Raw genomic sequence first — 18,264 nt, forward strand, 5'->3', positions numbered from 1 at the left:
GCTGATGCCAGAGGGGAAGGGGAACAATCGTTTGACGCTGCAACGCCATCACATTGTGCGTTCTCTGGTGGTTATCCTTGCCTATTTCGCAACGGGCTATGCCGGACTGCAACTTCCGTTCTTTGGCACAAGTGTCACCCTTGTCTGGCCGCCATCGGGCATCGCAATTGCCGCGATGGTGTTTTGGGGCTGGCGATATTTCCCGGCAGTGTTCATCGGTGCCCTTCTGGTTAATCTGGCGACGTCGCCGTCGGTGCCTGCGGCCCTTATGATCGCGGCGGGCAATACCCTTGCCGCCGTGTTGCCCGCCCTTTTGATCACGCGCCTTGCCGGGAATTATCCACTGGCGCAATTCCGCAGCATGCTGGTTTTCCTTGCGCTGGGCGCGGTATGCAGCCCTGCCATCGCAGCCCTTTTGGGCAGCACCACACTCAGCATGGTTGTTATCGGCAGCTTTGATCAGTTCGGCGAAATCTGGCAGGGCTGGTTCCTGGGCGATCTGGTTGGTGCGATTGTGGTCGGACCACTGACCTTGCGCCTGATGAACCGGCAGCCGGTATCGCGATCGCTCCAACACTATGGCGAGCTTGCCTTCATCGTCATTGCGGCCGTCGTTCTGGCCTCCGCCGTTCAGACAACGCCGCTGATCTCAAAGCCCGAATATCTGTTTATCTTTGTCTCCGTACCGCTGGTGATCTGGGGGGCGGTGCGCTACGGGCTGCTGGGCGCGGTTCTGATCAACGCCGTCATCGTTGCCGACATCATCGTCTTTGCCGCCCTTGGCAATAAAACCTTTGTCGGCGTCGGACTGAATACAGGCCTTCGCAACCTTTATGGCTATGTCATTGCCATTTCGGTCGGCACCCTGTTTCTGGCTGCGGGCATGGAACGGATTGCCGCGATCACAACGCGAACCCTTGACGGGCGGCAATCCGAAGATGTCCATCGGTTGCGCCGGACGCTGTCGATCATCATTGGCGTGATCGGGTTTGGCGTCTCGGGGCTGGCATCCTGGTACACCTATACCCAGCTTGTCGCCGCCGACCGATCATCGACCGACCAGTATCGTCTGGCGTTTGAAGCGTCGCTTCGCGAAGAACTTGGCGGGGCCACCGATGCGTTGGTTGCGGTCAGAACGCTGTTTGATGTGCATGGCAGCATTTCGGCCAATACCTTTGATGCGATGATTGCCCCATGGGTCAACCGTCGGCCCGGTGTTGCCGCCCTTGAATGGGCGCCGCATGTTGAACGCCGGGCGCGCGGCCTGATTGAAGAAAATGCCGAGCTGCGCGGGGTGACCAATTTCGCCATCCGCGCCCTTGTCGATGGCGAACTGCAAACATCAAGTGAACAGGATACCTATTATCCGGTCTTCTTTGTCTTCCCGCGGTCGGGGAATGAAAAAGTCATCGGCTTTGACATGATGAGCGAACCTTCGCGCCGACGCGCGCTTGAAACCGCCCTTCAGACCGGCAATGTCACCCTGACCGAGCCGCTCGAACTGGTTCAGGCGAATTCGGCGGTCGTGACCTCGCTTGCGTTTCTGGCGGTTGAAAATCGTCGGGACCGCACCGGACCACCACTTGGTGTCGCCATCGGGGTGTTGCGCCTGACCGACATGATCAGCCGGGCGGCACGGGTGGCGCGCATTCCGCTGAATTTTGAAATCCATCTTGCCGACCTGAAATCCGAGTCTGATAAAAAACTTATCTATTCCAATCGGTTAGCCAACTATGCGATAGAGCACATTCAAGAAGAACTGGAAAAACCGTTCAACCCGAATGTTTCGAACTTCACGTTTGGCTATCGCGACTGGACGATTGTCCTGCATCCGTCAAAGCCCGGCTTTGGCACGCTGCTTTATTGGCAGCCATGGGCGATCTTTGTGTTTGGCAGCACGGTCAGCATTCTGCTTTTGATCTATCTGCGATCACTGAACCGCACCGAAAAATACATCGTCAATCTGGTCGAGACCCGGACCCGCGAACTTGAAGACGCACGCGCATCTGCCGAAAACGCCATGAACCGGGCCCAGCAGGCTGATCGGGCCAAATCGGAATTCATCGCCCATATGAGCCACGAATTCCGCTCCCCGATGACATCCATCTTGGGCTATGCCCAGCTTGCCAGTGACAGTCTGGACAAAGATGCCAATACCGAAACGCTGCGCAGTTACCTGTCGACCATTCGCGGGGCCGGTCGCCACGTTCTGTCGCTGATTGGTGATATTCTTGATATTTCCAAGATCGAGGCCGGCAAGCTTGTGCTGGAAGAAAACCCGTTTGACCTTCATCACATCTGCGAAGAAGTTGTTTCGATGATGCTGGTCCCGGCACGCGCGCAGGAAAGCACGCTTGAGCTTGATATGGATCCGAAACTGCCGCGCCATGTCACCGGCGATCCTGTGCGGCTCAAACAGGTGCTGACCAACCTTGTTTCCAACGCCATCAAGTTTACCAAACAGGGCAAGGTTCTGATTCTGGTGCAAGCACTCGACATCACCGAAGATGCTGTTTCATTCCGCATTTCGGTGCGCGATGAGGGGATCGGCATTGCGCAAAACAAACTTGAAGCCATCTTTGATGCCTTCACACAGGCCGATACCACGACTACCCGACGTTATGGCGGCACCGGACTTGGCCTGACAATTTGTCAGCGCATGGTTCAGGCGATGGGCGGCCGGGTACAAGTCGAAAGTGAGGAAGGCAAGGGCAGCCGTTTCTGGTTTGACCTGACCCTGCCACGCAGCAGCGAAACCGACGTTGCCCAGCAGGAAGGACAAACCGCAAACCCGGACGACGCCCTGTCTGAAAATGCCGAGACGGCTGATCCGGGCGCATGGAACCTGCTTTTGGTTGAGGACATCGAAATCAACCGCATCCTTGCCCAGAAATTGCTGGAAGCGCAGGGTCATACGATTACCACGGCTGCTGATGGTCAGATCGCGCTTGATATTCTTGCTGGCACAGATTTCGACGCGGTTCTGATGGATCTTCACATGCCGGTTCTTGATGGTATCGAGGCCACCCGGCGTATCCGCGCCTTTGACGATCCGGTCAAGGCGACCATTCCGGTGCTTGCCCTGACCGCGGACATTTCGAACGACAATCTCGAGAACTTTCACGAGACCGGCTTTGACGCCTATTGCACCAAGCCGCTGGATATCGCGATGATTGACGCTGAGCTGGCCCGCCTTATTCACCGCAAATTTGACGCCCGCCTGGCGCGAAATGACACGCCCGCAACCTGATGCGCGGGCCGTCTAACGGGTGATACCGGTCATGGATTTAAGTTCTTCGGCGACATTGGGACCCGCAGTCAGGATCGGTGCGCCATTTTCAAGCGCATCGGGTGCAGCCAGATAATCATTGGCCCAACCACCGGCTTCCTGCATCAACAGGATCCCGGCCAGACAATCCCACGGATTGATGTGCGGCTCGTAATAGCCGATCATCCGCCCGGCTGCGGCATAGGCCATTGAAAGTGCGCCCGATCCGTTCCGCATAAAGATGCCCTTGCGATCCAACAAGTCCTTGATAAACGGCATAATTGCGTCACTTGTCGTACGATGTGACATGCCAAGCCCCATCACGCCGTCACCGACGGTTTTGGCGTCACTGGCCTTGATCGGCTCGCCATTGGCAAGCGCACCCTGACCGCGACGGGCACTGAACAATTCCTTGCCGCACGGCTGATAGATCAGGGCGATCTCGATCTTCCCCTTGACGACAAGGGCGATGGAAATGCACCAGCTTGGCATCTGATTGACAAAGCATGCCGTGCCATCAATCGGGTCAATCACCCACAAGCAATCATTGTCGCCCTTCTCGATGCCCATTTCCTCGCCAAGGAAGCCGTCCTCGGGAAAGGTGTCGGCGATCTGATCACGAATGATCGCCTCGACATTCTTGTCGGCGATACTGACCATATCGAGCGGGTTTTCCTTGGCCTCGACCTCGAGATCGCCGGCACTGCCGTCGAAATACTCCATCGCCCGCTTTCCGGCGGTGCGGATGACGTCACGGGCATGTTCGAACCGCGCGTCGAGATCAAGTTTGACGTCATCACCCATCCTGTTTTCCTTTCAGAGCGGAAAGCGTCTCAAAATCAACTAGCTATAGAAAAACCTATCGCATAACTGCTTGCAAGGTTTCATGACATTTCAAAGGCACTAAAACAGTGATGTTTTCTTTGACCATTTGATTGCAAAAATCCTATGCTAGGCAGCGCTAATGAACCGCCCCACAGGAGTACAAAAATGGGTCACGCCGCCACCGATAGCACTGTCACAAACTGGACCTGGTATCAGGGCCAATGGCACGAAGGGAACCCCAACATCATGGGGCCGCAAACCCATGGCTTCTGGATGGCCTCGACCGTGTTTGATGGTGCACGCCGCATGAATGGCAAAATGCCGGACCTTTATCCGCATTGTGCGCGTGTGATCCGCTCGGCCGAGCTGATGGGCCTGAAACCGACGATCACCACCGAGGAAATCGTCGCACTGGTCAAGGAAGGCGTTCAAAAGTTCGATCCCAAACTCGCCCTTTACATCAAACCGCTGGTGTTTGGTGGCGAAGGCTTTATCGCGCCCACGCCCGAAAGTGCGCAGTTCGTGCTGTGCATTTCTGTCAGTGAAATGCCAGAAGCCATCCAGACCGGCTTTAGCGCCCGCAAATCAAGCTTCCGCCGCCCGTCGCCGGAAAGCGCACCGACCGAGGCCAAGGCATCCTGCCTGTATCCCAATGTCGGACGCGCGGTGACCGAGGCCACCAGTTCGGGCTTTGACACCGGCGTGATGCTTGATCCGATTGGCAATGTTGCCGAGTTTTCCTATGCCAACCTGTTCTTTGCCAAGGACGGTACGGTCTTTACCCCGGCGATCAATGGCACGTTCCTCAATGGCCTGACCCGTCAGCGCGTGATCAAGCTTCTGCGTGAAGACGGCGTTGATGTCGTGGAAAAGACCTGCAAATACGAAGAACTCGAAACCGCTGACGAAATCTTTGGCACCGGCAACTATTACAAGGTCGCCCCGTGCGTCAAACTTGATGACCGCAACCTGCAACCCGGCCCGATCACGCGACGTGCGCAGGACCTTTACACGGCCTTTGTTGCCGCCAGCGAAGACTGATTGCATTTAGAACATGATCGACAGACAAACGGCCCGGATATCCGGGCCGTTTTTTATTCCGTCTGAACGCTTTCTTACTGCGTCAAGGCCCTCGCTCTTACTGCGCCAAGGCTCTGGGCGCGCTATTGCCCGCCACATACGGATATTGCGCAAAGATCGACGCCACAGCCGCCCGCACCGTTTCATTCGGCGCTTCGCGAAGCGAACTGGTCACCCGCGAAACAGCTGTGCCTTCCCAGACCATCTGACGGGTCTGGCGGTCGACAAGATCGATGCTCAGCGTGCCTTCGGTATAGCTATCGACATAGCCCGGTTCGACATAGCCCGGCCAACCGACATACATGCCGCTGCGATAGCCATAATAGCCGCCCATATAGACCGGCGGAGAGGAGCGCGTCTTTTCCTCGGTCTTGAGATGGAAATTGATCAAAAGATCCGGATTATGGATATCAAGCTGATATCCGCGCGACACCATTGCGGTGTTGATCGCATCCTCGATCCGCTGACCCGACAGGGTCTGATATTGCGCCTCAGCATTCTTGCCGGCCCCTTCGACAAAGGCGAATGTCTGATACTGTCCGAAATCGGCCGCCGGATCGGCATCGGTATAGATGCGCGGTCCCGTGGCACAGGCCGCCAGGACCGTTGCCATCATCATGACCAGCACAAGTTTCATCTTCGTCATTGCCCGTGTCCTTTGGTTTGAAATGTTTGCCGGACCAACTGCGACACGCATCGGGTGAATGCGCCAAACCCCTAATGCATCATCAGAAAATGCGTAAATAATGGCAATCAACTTTTGAGGGAAAAACAGCCGGGGTTTAGCCAATCAGATCTTTGGCCAGTGCACGCAATTCATTGATCTCATCATCAAGGATAGCCCGGTCCCCCATGCTATGGGCCAGAATAATCGCACCCTGCCAGCGCAGGATGATCTGACGCCCGGTCTTTGCGGCTGTTTTGCGATCAAGCCCGCCTTCTTCAAGCTGACCGGCGACCCAGTTGATCAGGGCGTCAAACACCGCCTGCCCGGTTTTGCGCGACGGGGCAAAGTCGGCATCACCAGGCATATCAAGCATCAGTCTTGCCAACGGACAGCCGTGACTGACCCGGCGCGGGGTCATGGCATCAAGATAATCAAAGAACTTCGCCAACCGATCCGCCACCGAACGCGAGGTCGAGATACTTTCAAGAAGCGGGACAAACTCGCCTTCCATGGTTTCCAGTGCCGCCAGGGCAAGGTCATGTTTCTTGGGAAAGCGGTAAAACACGCCACCGGCGGGTAACCCGGCCTCGGTCGCGACTGCCTGAATGGTGGCGGCGTGATAACCATCGCGCCAGATCACATTCATCGCCGCACGGGCAAGCTTTTGACGCTTTTGCTCGGAACTCAGCTTGGTGGCCATGGATACCTCAATAATATAAGTCAGTTCACTAACTTATATGTCAAATATTATGTTCCTGTTAACTGCCCGGTTTAGGTGCCCTTTGGATGCCTTAGTCCGCCGTTAGGCATACCGAGAAATTTGAAAGCATTGCACAGGGCGTGTATCACTGATCCATCGGACACACGCCAAAACGGCACAAGAGCAACAACACACTCCGGAGCCACCGTGAAAAACAATCAATTCACCCTTGCCGATATCCGAAATGCGGTATCGGCCGGCGTGCTCAGCGAAGAGGCCTTTGCAAGGCTTGAAGACTACCTTGCTAAACAATCGCAAGAGTCGCCTGAAACAGAAAAATTCACGCTGTTTCGCGGCATGAATGACATCTTCATCGCACTTGGCATATGCGCACTGACCATCGGCTGGTTCGTTCTGTGGGGCCTGCTTGCCAATGGCCCGGCGTTTTGGATCGCGCCACCGCTTGCCATGATCGCCTATGTCGCGCTGGCGGAATATATCGCCGGCAAGCTCAAGGCGTCCCTGCCCTCGATCGCCATCATGGCCGCCCTTGGCTCGACGCTGATGATCTATGCGGTCGCACTTTATATGTCATTCGCTGGGTCAACCGGCCAGCTATCTGATCTTGATGCGGTGATTGATTTCGGCCAGCGGTCGATGAATGTGCTAGTGTTTGTCGCCATCATCGGCTTCGCCTTCCAGCTTGGCTTCTTCCTGCGCTATCGCCTGCCGGTATCGTTTGCACTGATTGCCGCTGGCCTTGTTGGCGTTTTCTGGTCTGCTTTGATGGCGACGTTTGGCCCGGCGGCAGAACCCTATATCCCCTATCTGATCACGGCGACGGGCATATTGTTGCTCGCCCTTGCGATCTTTATCGACAGCCGCGATCCCAAGCGGATCAATGGCTGGGCGGAATGTGCGTTCTGGCTGTATGTCTTTGGCGCACCGCTGACCATCCATTCGATTGCCGCAACGTTCGAGGCCGCCGCCCTTGCGATGATCCCGGTGATCATCATTGCCATGGTGCTGTCCCTGATCCTGGATCGCCGATCCCCGATCATCAGCGGCCTGATCTATGTCGGTTATCTGCTGCAATCCGGGTTTGAGGGCGCGGCGATTGATCCGTCCATGACCATCGTTCTGGTCTGCTTCATCGTTGGCGGACTGGTGATGGCGTTTGGTGTGGGTTGGCAACGTGCGCGCCACGTGCTTCTGGCACCGTTTGAACATCATCCGCTGCGGCGTTACCTGCCACCAAGCTGATTTAAGCGTTGAGGCCAGCACATTCATGCTGGCCTCATTCGGTTTTATTATCGATGAAGTCCCGACTTCAGCAAAAGCGACAGGTTTCGGGGGTTCTCCCCCACCCGGCGCCAGGCATAGGCCCACCAGTCCTTACCAAACGGTGCATACAGCCGCAGGCGATACCCCGCCGCAACCAGTTCACGTTGCAACGGCTGATTAACACCATAAAGCATCTCGAACTCGAACCTTTCGCGCGCCCAGCCATTGTCATCGGCAAGTGTCGCGATCTTGAGCACCAAGTCGCGATGGTGACTGCCAAAGACCGGGAAAAACCCGCTTTGCTTGGCGGTTTCCGATAACATCGTGCCGGCCAGTTTCAGATAATTGGCGTCAATCTGATCACGGTCGGTAAAGGATACGCTTGCCGGTGGGGCCATTGCCCCCTTGACCAGCCGCAGCATCGCCCCGCGTGCAATCATGGCGTTCATATCAGATTCCGTCCGGTGCAAACGGGCTTGAAGGGTTTGGGCAACCGGCACACCGACGGTCGCCAACCGATGATGCAGCGCCAGCGTATCATCGACCATGTCGAAATCTTCCATATCGATCATAAGCCGGATGGTCTGCGATGAGTTTGCCTGTGCTGCAATATCGCGGATCTTGTTTGCGATCTCATCGACATGTTTGGTCAGGACCGCTTCACCCTGCATATAGCCCAGCTGCGACGGATCAATCGACACATGCACATCCAGTCCAGACATATCGAGGCTTGGCATCACAAAGCCAAGCTGATCAACCGTTTCGCGGACCTGGGTGATATCTTCGACATATTCACCAAGATAGAAGCTTGAAATCCGGATACCTTGTGCCGCCAGCGCATTTGCCCGCGACACATGACCAATGCCATCGTTCGCACTGACAAACTGCGCGGCAAGTCCGGTCTTGCGTCCAATCGCCTCGCCCAGGGTGCGAAGCGGCTTGGAACATGCAACCGCGATCATTGATTTCTGCCAAAATCCCATATCATTCAATTCCTTGCTGGTGACGCAAAGCACCGCCATAGCCGGTCTGACTGGCAAATTATTGAATGATATGACCCAAAAAGCAAAACGGCCCGCCAAAGGCGAGCCGTCTTTTACATGTATCTAATCGCGCCGTCTTAGGCAGACAGATCTTCTCCGGCCAAGGCACGGTCGATCAGGGCAACACTTTCATCAAGACCATACAGGGCGATGAAGGAGCCCATGCGCGGGCCCTGTTCCTGACCCAGAAGCACTTCGTAAAGCGCCTTGAACCAGTCGCGCAGGTTTTCGTAATTGTGGTTTTTGCCCACGGTGAAAACTTCGGTCTGGATGTCGGACGGATCGGTGCCCGGTGCAATTTTCGCCAGTGTATCGCGCAGGTCTTTAAGGGCTGCTTTTTCCGCCTCGGTCGGGGCGCGGTACGACTTGGTCGGTTTGACGAAGTCGCTGTAATAGTTGATCGCATAGCCGACCAGCTTATCAAGATACGGCGAGGTTTCCGGGGTTGCGCCGGTGGCGTAACGCGAAATGAACTTCCACAGCAGGTCGCGATCATCGGTATTGCAGACTGAAACAAGGTTCAGAAGAATACCGAACGACAACGGAATTTCGCGATCCGGTGCGGTCCCGGCGTGGATGTGCCAGGCCGGGTTCTGCAGAATCTTTTCCGGATCGGTTTCGGTTTTAAGCTTTTCAGCAAAGGTCAGGTACTCATCCACGGTTTTCGGGATGACATCGAAATACAGACGCTTTGCGGTTTTCGGCTTCTGGAACATGAACAGCGACAGGCTGTCTTCCGGCGCATATTTCAGCCAGTCTTCCATTGAAAGACCGTTACCTTTGGATTTGGAAATCTTCTGGGCGTTCTCATCGAGGAACAGTTCGTAGTTGAAGCCTTCCGGCGGGGTGCCGCCAAGCGCCTTGACGATCTTGTTGCCAAGCTCGACTGACGGAATAAGGTCTTTACCGGCCATTTCATAATCAACGCCCAGCGCATACCAGCGCATCGCCCAGTCCGGCTTCCATTGCAGTTTGCAATTACCGCCCGTGACCAGCGTTTCAACAAGATCACCGGTTTCCGGATGTTCGTAAACAATGCTGCCGCTCTCAGGTTTAAGCTCGGTCACCTTGGCCATCAGGACCTTGTTGGTGCCCGGCTCGACTGGCATGAACGGGCTATAGGTCGCACGGCGTTCTTCACCAAGGGTCGGCAGCATGATTTTCTGGATCGCGTCATAACGTTCCAGAAGGCGCAAAAGCGCCTCGTCAAACATGCCCGAACGATAACAGTCGGTCGATGATTTGAATTCGTACTCGAACCCGAAACCATCAAGGAATTCACGCAGCTTGGCATTGTTGTGATGGGCAAAGCTTTCATGCGTGCCAAACGGGTCCGGAACGCTGGTCAGGGCCTTGCCAAGATGCTGCGCGACCATGTCCTTGTTTGGAATATTGTCCGGGACCTTACGCAGGCCATCCATGTCATCGGAGAAGCAGAACAGCTTGGTCGGGATATCGCACATGGTTTCGAACGCGCGACGGACATAGGTCGTGCGCGCAACTTCGCCAAAGGTGCCAATATGCGGCAAACCCGACGGACCATAACCGGTTTCAAAAAGGACATAGCCCTTCTCAGGCGCCTTCTGTTTATACCGCTTGACCAGCTTGCTGGCTTCCTGAAAAGCCCAGACGTTGCTGTTAAGTGCGGCATCTCGAAGATCGGCTGTCATTTTTGAAACCTTGTTTGTCAGTTGGATCGTTAAATTCTCGGGAAATATACGTATCACGCTGATCGCATGTTTGCGCGAAGCTATACCCCACTTCGGGCCAAGATCAAGCACCTGTTGCGCATGGCTGCCAAATAATCGCGGAATTACCGGGCCAATCGCCGATATTTATCTGCAGGCGGTTGCTTGTAAAGCCACCTTAGCGGCTACACCTAAGTGTAGTTGACTTTGGCCACCTGCCGACAAATATCCGACAGTGGGTGAGCACGCTTAAATTGTGAAGAGCTTTTATTGCATAACCATACGCTTATGCTGCGATACACTATTAGTTTAATTTAATACTATTGATCGTCCGCAAGCGAAGGCAAACCCGATCGACGAACCAAACACGATGATTGGAGTGTGTTGATGTCGTTTGGAGAGACCGGTGGGCACATCACCGAAAACGCCTTTCCGACGAAAAGTCCGGATCAAAGATTTGAACGCGTTGTTGAGTACGCGCCAAATGCCATGATCCTGATCAGTGCGGATGGCACCATGGAAATGGTGAACGCCCAGACCGAAATCATTTTCGGCTATGCGCGCGATGAACTGCTGGGCCAGCCGATTGAAATGCTGGTCCCCGAACGTTTCCGTACCGGACACCCGCGTTTGCGCCGATCCTATTCGGAGCAGCCCAATCCCCGCCCGATGGGGGCTGGCCGCGATCTTTATGCCTTGCGCAAGGATGGCAGCGAGTTCCCCGTTGAAATTGGTCTGAACCCGATCTCTGACGGTGAAAAGCATCAGATCCTTGCGGCTATTTCCGACATTTCCGAACGCAAACATCGCGAAGAACAGATCGCACGATCGCTTCGTGAAAAGGAAACGCTGCTTTCCGAAGTCCATCACCGTGTGAAAAACAATCTGCAGATCATTCACAGCCTGCTCGATATGCAGACATCCTCGGTCATNNCAAAAGCAATCTGGCCCATGTCGACCTGACCATTGATCAGGCCGTGCCCTGCGGGCTTATTGCCAACGAACTGATCACCAATGCGCTGAAACACGGTTTCCCCGACGGCGCAAAAGGTCAGATCACGGTGTCGACCCAGATGAATGATCGAAGATGTTGTGACCTTGCGGGTATCCGATAACGGGCGGGGCATGCCTGATGACTTTACGCCGGGCACGAGTGACGGGCTTGGCCTGCAACTGATTGAACTGCTGGCCGACCAGATTGGTGGCACGCTTGATATCACGACCAATGGCGAAACCACCTTTGTCATCAACTTCAAAATAGGGAAGTGATCGGGATGCCACATTCAGTCCATGTCATGATTGTCGAGGACGAACGTGTTATCGCCCTTCATTTGCGCAAGCAGCTTGAAAAGCTGGGCTACCAGCGCACCAGCGCACATACGCGCGGCAGTGACGCCCTTGCGGCCATCAATGACGATCCGCCTGACATCATTCTGATGGATATCCGTATCGAAGGCGATATTGACGGCATTGAAACGGCGGCCGGCATCCCGCCCCACCTGATGATCCCGGTCATCTATCTTTCGGCCCACTCCGAAGACGCGACACTGGCGCGCGCGCAAAAAACCCGTCCCTATGGCTATCTGATCAAACCGTTTTCGGACCGTGAACTGCATGCCACGATCCAGATGGCGCTGGAACGCCGCACAGCCGAACTGGCCCTGTCGGAAAGCCAGCACCGGCTGTCGCTTGCCATGACGGCGGCACAGATGAGTTGCTGGGAAATTGATGTCCTGACCCGGCAAATGCACTCCACCGGGCTTGGCAATGCCGATCTTAATCAGAATGCCGAACTTGTCACCGAAAGCTGGGATGCCTTTCTTGAACGGGTCGCAACAGAAGACCGCGACATGGTGCGCAAGGCGTTTGCCTATGCGGTTGCGCATGGCGATTTTTATGACGTTGTCTTTCGCAGTCTGGACACGGATCAGAACTATCGCTGGCTGCGGGCCCGCGGCAAGTCCTTTGGCGATGATCGCAAAGGGTCACAACGCATCATCGGCATGATGCAGGACATCACCGATCAGCGCCTGACGCAGGACAAGCTGCGCGAAGCCATGACGGTGTTTGAAACCACCCAGGACGGCATTCTTATTCTTGATCCGGACCTCAACGTTACCAACGCCAACAACGCCTATTACCGGATCACGGGCGAGACCGAAGAAAACACGCTGCAAAAGCCACCCTATTTCCTTTCTGCCAACGAACATCCCGCCGAATTCTTTCAGGAACTGTTTTCCGGGCCGGGGGCCCGCCGCCAATGGCATCGCGATCTTGATACCCACAACGCCAGTCGTGGCCCGATATCGCTGTCCCTGCAGGTTATTGCCGTCGAAAACGAAGAACACGAGCTCACCCACTATGTGATGATCGTCTCTGACCGGACCGCCATCCGGCAGGCCGAACAGGAATTGCATTACCTTGCCCAATATGACGGATTGACCAGCCTGCCCAACCGGCTGCTGGCAACAGACCGCCTGAACCGCGCGATCGAGCGTTGCGAACCCAGCGGCATGATGGTCGCCTGCCTGTTTCTTGATATCGATGATTTCAAGACGATCAATGACACACTTGGCCATGCGGCGGGCGATCAGGTCATTCTGATTGCCGCAACCCGGATCAAGGGTATTACCGAACGCACCGACACCATATCGCGTCTGGGCGGTGATGAATTCCTGATAATTCGCGAAAACATTCCCAACGAAACAGCGGCCGCAAATCTGGCGCAAAAGATCATTCAGGAACTGCAACGCCCGTTCTATATCCGTGGCCACGAAATGAATATCGGGGCGAGTTTGGGCATTTCACTCTATCCGGTGCATGGCCGCTCATCACACGATCTGATCCGCCTTGCCGACACCGCGATGTATGCCGCCAAGGATCGCGGACGCAGAACCTTTGCCCTCTATGAGCCGGAAATGACGGCCAATGCCGCCCATTACATGACGCGCTCCCTTGAATTGCGCCGCGGGCTTGAAAACGAAGAACTGGTTTTGCATTACCAGCCACAGATTGATGGCAAAACCGGTGACATGGTCGGTGTCGAAGCGTTGCTGCGCTGGAAACATCCGATCCACGGCCTTGTGGGCCCACATGAAATTATCCCGATTGCCGAGAAAAGCGGCCTCATTCTTGAAATCGGCAGCTGGGTAATCCGCGAAGCCTGCCAGCAGGCCCGTCGCTGGCAGGATGAATATGGCCAAAAACTTCGCATGGCCGTCAATGTGTCGGTCCGCCAGATGCAGCAACCCGGTTTTGCCGACAGCATCGCCCATGAGTTGGCAATTTCCGGCCTCCCGGCCGAGGATCTTGAAATCGAAGTCACCGAAAGCATGATCCAGGACGAAATCAGCATGATCCAGACCCTGCACGATCTTAGGGAAGTGGGTGTTTCACTGGCGATTGACGATTTCGGCACCGGCTATTCATGCCTGCGGTCGATCAAAAGCCTGCCGATCAGCCGCATCAAGATCGATCGTGCCTTTGTCAGCGGAGTACCGGGCAACAGTGATGACGTGGCCCTGATCAACGCAATGCTGGCAATGGCGGGTGCGTTGGGCCTGTCGGTCACCGCAGAAGGCGTTGAAACCAAGGCACAACATGACTTCCTGCGCGATGTGCCGGGCATCAAGCTGCAAGGGTTCCTTTTCGGAAAACCTGTCCCCGCCGAGGAAGTGTTTGCGCCGACAATCGGAAAAACCAAACGATTTTAATAACAAAAACTACATATTCAGACAGCTTCCCTTTCCAAGTATTATACCTTAGAGTAATCGCCTAATATGACGTGCCTTATTGCACTGCCAAGCCATTGACTTGGCTGGTGCATTACTCAAATGCGATCTTCAAACGAAAGCATAGGTCGGAAGGATGACTGTATGAACTTTTCGTCCCTGTCCCTTGGCGCGAAGCTGACTCTTTTCAGTGCAGCAACCATCGCGCTCTGCCTGATTGCAGGTATATCTCTTCAAACCGTTCAAACAAGCCAGACCACCGAGGAACTGACCGTCGGCGAAGCACGTGGGGTGGCAAACCATCACGCAGAGCAGGCTGGTAGTGTTCTGAATGGCGGGATGTTGGTCGCAAAAAACCTGGCCGGGGCGTTTCGTGCGATCCGCGAAAAAGGCGGCGTTGATCGCGCGGCATATAACGAAATTCTCAGTCGGACTCTGATCGACAATCCGACACTTGCCGGCGCATGGGCGGGCTTTGAAACCGATGCCCTTGATGGCAAGGATGCCGATTACGTAAACGAGGGTGAGCCATTCGGCGACGGCAGCGGCAAATACGTCACCTATTATTACAATTTCGGTGACGGCATTACCCCCTATCACCTGACCGGTCTCGATAATCCCGAGATCAACGAATATTACACCACCCCGCGTGACACCAATCAGCCCTATGTCACCGACGCCATCACCTATGACATTCAGGGCCGTGACGTTGTTCTGACATCCTTTGTCTATCCGGTGCAGAACCAAAACGGTGATTTTCTGGGTGTTCTGGGCGTTGATCTTGAACTCAATGCCCTGTCAGAACGCTTTGCCGAATTGACACCGTTTGGAACCGGCACGGTCAATCTTGTCTCCGCCCAAGGCACCTGGGTTGCCCACGAAGACCCGGAAATCCGTGGCACCACCCTTGATGGCAACAACCCGATCCATGCGGCCATCCTCAAAACCATGCAATCGGGCGATCCGATGCGCATTGATGATGATACAACCATGCACATGATTGTCCCGGTCGAGATTGCCGGATATCCCAACAAATGGGGCGTTGTGGTCAATGTGCCGCTGGCAACCGTCTTTGCCCCGGCAGACAATCTGCGCAATATCACCCTGATCGGCGGTGTCATCCTGTTGGCGATTGTCATTGCCGTGGTTCTTTTGTCGACCAGAACCCTGGTTGCACGGCCGATGACACGGGTGACCAGTGTGATTGATCACCTTCAGAAGGGTGAGTTTGACATTACGGTGCCCTATCTCAAACGCGATGACGAGATCGGCGCAATCGCCAAGGCGCTTGAAGCCTTTAAGGAGGCCTCCGCGCGCATGCAGATGGCCGAACGTGAAAAGCTTCAAGCCGAACAGCGCGCCAGCGACGAACGCAATCGCACACGCTTGCAAATGGCCGACGAGTTTGAAAAATCGGTCGGCTCGATCGTTGTCAATGTGTCTGACAAGGCCGGAAACATGGAACAGGTGTCCCGGCAAATGCGACGTGCTGCGGATGAAAGCTCCGAACAGGCTGTTGTTGTTGCCGCCGCCGCGGACGAGGCAAGTGCCAATGTCCAGACCGTGGCGTCTGCGACCGAGGAACTGTCCGCCTCCATTCAGGAAATCAGCTCCCAGGTGGCGAAGTCATCTGACATCTCCAACACCGCTGTAGAAGAAGCCTCAAGGGCCAACGCCATGGTCACCGGCCTGGCCGAGGCGGCCGACCGCATTGGCGAAGTGGTTAACCTGATCAATGACATTGCCGCCCAGACCAATCTTCTCGCACTGAATGCCACCATCGAGGCCGCCCGTGCGGGTGAGGCTGGCAAAGGCTTTGCCGTGGTCGCACAGGAAGTCAAAAACCTGGCCAACCAGACCGCCAAGGCGACCGAAGACATTGCTCAACAGATTGGCTCCATCCAATCCGAGACGCAAAATACGGTTGGTGCGATTGAACGGGTGACCGAAACCATTTCCAACATCAACGAAATCGCCACCGCCATTGCATCCGCGGTCGAGGAACAAGGGGCTGCCACCGCCGAAATTTCAAGTAACGTTCAACAGGCGGCTGCTGGCACCAACGAAGTTTCGTCCTCTATCGGGATTGTTCGCAACACATCCCAGGAAACCGGTGAAGCGGCCTCGAACGTCCAGGCCGGGGCAACCCAACTGGCCGAAGAAGCCCGCAATCTTGACGCACAGGTCAAAAACTTCCTGGATCGCCTGCGCAACATCTAGGGCGCAGTCACACCTTTCGGCACATGACACATCGGACGGCACCATGATTGGTGTCGTCCTTTTGTTTGATCCAAACTGCATTCAGTGATTGAATTTGAACATAGTTTCACAATCCCCTTCACAAGCCGGGAATATTGACATGCTGCCGCTGCCCGTAACCATCTTTATCACCGCCGTTTTTGTTTTGATGCTGACCGTGCTCAGCCTGATGGTTTCGATCCGGCGCGCCCAGCTTAATGTGCTAAGCGGTGATGGCGATGACAACACCCTGCGCCGGCGCATTCGCGCACATGGCAATTTTGTTGAAAATGCCCCGCTTTGCATTCTGCTGATCCTTGCCATCGAGGCGATCCTGGCAACATCAACCATCATCTGGATTGTGGCTGCCATTCTGATCGCAAGCCGGATTTTACATGCCATTGGCACCCTGACCCGATCCAAACGTATCATCGCCCCGGCCATGGTCATGCAGCACATCACCCTTGCAATCTGCGGTGTCTGGCTTCTGATCCAGTCCCTTGGCAATCTGAGCGCTGCGGGCATGTGATGGGGTCTGGGGATTTCGCAAGACCGGATGTTGCGGCAAAATTCAATGCCTGCCCGGCGCGTGCCCGGCGGGCATTGATGTCGATCCGCGACTGGATCCTTGAACTGGCGGGCGAAATTGACGCGGTTGGCCCGATCACCGAAAGCCTGAAATGGGGCGAACCGGCCTGGCGGCCCCAATCCGGATCGGGCATCACCATTCGTGCCGACTGGAAAGCCAAAACACCCGATCAGGTCATGATCTTTTTTGATTGCAAGACTGACCTGATTGACCGCACGCGCAGCCTGCTCTCGGCCGATCTGACGACCGAGGGCAATCGCGCCATTATCCTGCCGCTAGATCGCCCCCTGCCTGAACCGGCGATCAAGACCGCGCTTGGCTGGGCCCTGACCTATCATCGGGACCGGAAACAGGATCTCAAACAGCAGGCTACATAACCGCGATCAAATCTTCTGACCGACGGCCTCCATCTGATCGCGCATGGTCCGCAAATCACGGTTCAGGCGTTTGGCGGTCTCGATATCAAGTCCGGTGGCGTCAAGAATGCAGGGCGGGACTTCCTCTGCCTTGTCTCGCAGGGCCTTTCCAGCCTCGGTCAGGGTGACGCGCACAGATCGCTCGTCCTCCGGATCGCGCTTGCGGCTGACAAGGCCGTTGGCTTCAAGGCGTTTGAGCAACGGTGTCAGCGTACTGGATTCCAGATACAGCTTTGAGCCAATGCTCCGCACAGACTGGTTATCTTGCTGCCAAAGGGTCACCATCACCAGATATTGCGGATAGGTCAGCCCCAGATTATCCAGCAGCGGCTTATAGACCCGGTTAAAGGCATGACCGGCTGAATAGATCGAAAAGCACAGAAACTTTTCGAGCTGAAGCAGGTCATCTTTGGATGAATTGTCCATTGGTCTGGTCCTTTAATGTAGGGCAACAAGACATCGCCTTGCGCAGAATTCTGCGATTTCCATACCCACCGGCGATGTCCGTCTTCTCGAAACATCTTGGGCCTGAAATTTTCGAAGCCAAGTAAATTAAATCGCACGCGATTAAATAACAAGCGATTTTATTGCATGGCTGGGTTTCTCATTTTTATATCGTGCACGATTTAATTGTGTGCAATACATAATTCAACAAAACGCAACGCCGCCCGTCAAACATCACGGACGGCCCATTTAAAGGATCAGACCCATGAGCCCATTCAATTCAAAAGTTGC

The 18,264-nt window shown here is 55.2% G+C and carries 15 protein-coding genes; 9 read left to right on the top strand and 6 right to left on the bottom strand.

Annotation, left to right across the window (positions count from 1 at the left end):
• Positions 1-3,250: CHASE domain-containing protein (locus B3Z49_RS16680; protein ID WP_296992913.1), on the top strand; the 3,250-nt coding region annotated here is incomplete at its 5' end.
• Positions 3,251-3,262: 12 nt separating this feature from the next.
• On the opposite strand, the gene B3Z49_RS16685 is transcribed toward B3Z49_RS16680, so the two are convergent.
• Complete coding sequence (locus B3Z49_RS16685) at positions 3,263-4,072, bottom strand: inositol monophosphatase family protein (RefSeq protein ID WP_286791013.1); 810 nt, start codon at positions 4,070-4,072, stop codon at positions 3,263-3,265.
• 186 nt (positions 4,073-4,258) lie between these two features.
• Between B3Z49_RS16685 and B3Z49_RS16690 the strand changes: the two genes are divergently transcribed.
• Positions 4,259-5,134, top strand: coding sequence for a branched-chain amino acid aminotransferase (locus B3Z49_RS16690; RefSeq protein ID WP_296992915.1), 876 nt, complete (start codon positions 4,259-4,261; stop codon positions 5,132-5,134).
• Between the two features lie 97 nt (positions 5,135-5,231).
• Here the strand turns inward: B3Z49_RS16690 and B3Z49_RS16695 are convergent, their stop codons facing one another.
• Positions 5,232-5,819: a DUF4136 domain-containing protein gene (locus B3Z49_RS16695; RefSeq protein ID WP_296992916.1), complete on the bottom strand. Its 588-nt coding sequence runs from the start codon at positions 5,817-5,819 to the stop codon at positions 5,232-5,234.
• Positions 5,820-5,955: 136 nt separating this feature from the next.
• Positions 5,956-6,540 carry a TetR/AcrR family transcriptional regulator gene (locus tag B3Z49_RS16700; RefSeq protein WP_296992917.1) on the bottom strand — a complete coding sequence of 195 codons (585 nt, stop codon included), beginning with the start codon at positions 6,538-6,540 and terminating at the stop codon, positions 5,956-5,958.
• Between the two features lie 207 nt (positions 6,541-6,747).
• On the opposite strand from B3Z49_RS16700, the gene B3Z49_RS16705 reads away from it, so the two are divergent.
• Complete coding sequence (locus B3Z49_RS16705) at positions 6,748-7,803, top strand: hypothetical protein (protein WP_296992919.1); 1,056 nt, start codon at positions 6,748-6,750, stop codon at positions 7,801-7,803.
• Positions 7,804-7,850: 47 nt separating this feature from the next.
• Here the strand turns inward: B3Z49_RS16705 and B3Z49_RS16710 are convergent, their stop codons facing one another.
• Positions 7,851-8,807 carry a proline dehydrogenase family protein gene (locus B3Z49_RS16710; protein WP_296992921.1) on the bottom strand — a complete coding sequence of 319 codons (957 nt, stop codon included), beginning with the start codon at positions 8,805-8,807 and terminating at the stop codon, positions 7,851-7,853.
• A 137-nt stretch (positions 8,808-8,944) separates the two neighbouring features.
• The gene (locus tag B3Z49_RS16715) at positions 8,945-10,537 is read right to left on the bottom strand and encodes a lysine--tRNA ligase (RefSeq protein WP_296992923.1); all 1,593 of its coding nucleotides are present in this window, start codon (positions 10,535-10,537) and stop codon (positions 8,945-8,947) included.
• Between the two features lie 405 nt (positions 10,538-10,942).
• Here B3Z49_RS16715 and B3Z49_RS16720 point away from each other — a divergent pair, with 405 nt between their 5' ends.
• From B3Z49_RS16720 to B3Z49_RS16745, 6 genes are all read left to right on the top strand, one after another.
• Positions 10,943-11,518 (top strand): PAS domain S-box protein, encoded by a 576-nt coding sequence (locus B3Z49_RS16720; RefSeq protein WP_296992925.1) that lies wholly within the window; start codon positions 10,943-10,945, stop codon positions 11,516-11,518.
• 114 nt (positions 11,519-11,632) lie between these two features.
• Positions 11,633-11,824 carry an ATP-binding protein gene (locus tag B3Z49_RS16725; RefSeq protein ID WP_296992927.1) on the top strand — a complete coding sequence of 64 codons (192 nt, stop codon included), beginning with the start codon at positions 11,633-11,635 and terminating at the stop codon, positions 11,822-11,824.
• A 5-nt stretch (positions 11,825-11,829) separates the two neighbouring features.
• Positions 11,830-14,268: a two-component system response regulator gene (locus B3Z49_RS16730; RefSeq protein ID WP_296992929.1), complete on the top strand. Its 2,439-nt coding sequence runs from the start codon at positions 11,830-11,832 to the stop codon at positions 14,266-14,268.
• Between the two features lie 162 nt (positions 14,269-14,430).
• Complete coding sequence (locus B3Z49_RS16735) at positions 14,431-16,506, top strand: methyl-accepting chemotaxis protein (RefSeq protein ID WP_296992930.1); 2,076 nt, start codon at positions 14,431-14,433, stop codon at positions 16,504-16,506.
• Between the two features lie 139 nt (positions 16,507-16,645).
• Entirely contained in the window at positions 16,646-17,053 is a 408-nt protein-coding gene (locus tag B3Z49_RS16740; protein WP_120226467.1) for an MAPEG family protein, read from the top strand.
• Positions 17,053-17,490 (top strand): DUF1801 domain-containing protein, encoded by a 438-nt coding sequence (locus B3Z49_RS16745; RefSeq protein WP_296992932.1) that lies wholly within the window; start codon positions 17,053-17,055, stop codon positions 17,488-17,490. Before B3Z49_RS16740 ends, B3Z49_RS16745 begins: the two co-directional genes overlap by 1 nt.
• 6 nt (positions 17,491-17,496) lie before the next feature.
• Here B3Z49_RS16745 and B3Z49_RS16750 read toward each other — a convergent pair whose 3' ends face one another.
• Complete coding sequence (locus tag B3Z49_RS16750; RefSeq protein ID WP_296992935.1) at positions 17,497-17,955, bottom strand: MarR family winged helix-turn-helix transcriptional regulator; 459 nt, start codon at positions 17,953-17,955, stop codon at positions 17,497-17,499.
• Positions 17,956-18,264: the final 309 nt, after the last annotated feature.

This window comes from Thalassospira sp. UBA1131 (assembly GCF_002311515.1).
In the GTDB taxonomy this organism is placed as follows: Bacteria; Pseudomonadota; Alphaproteobacteria; order Rhodospirillales; family Thalassospiraceae; genus Thalassospira.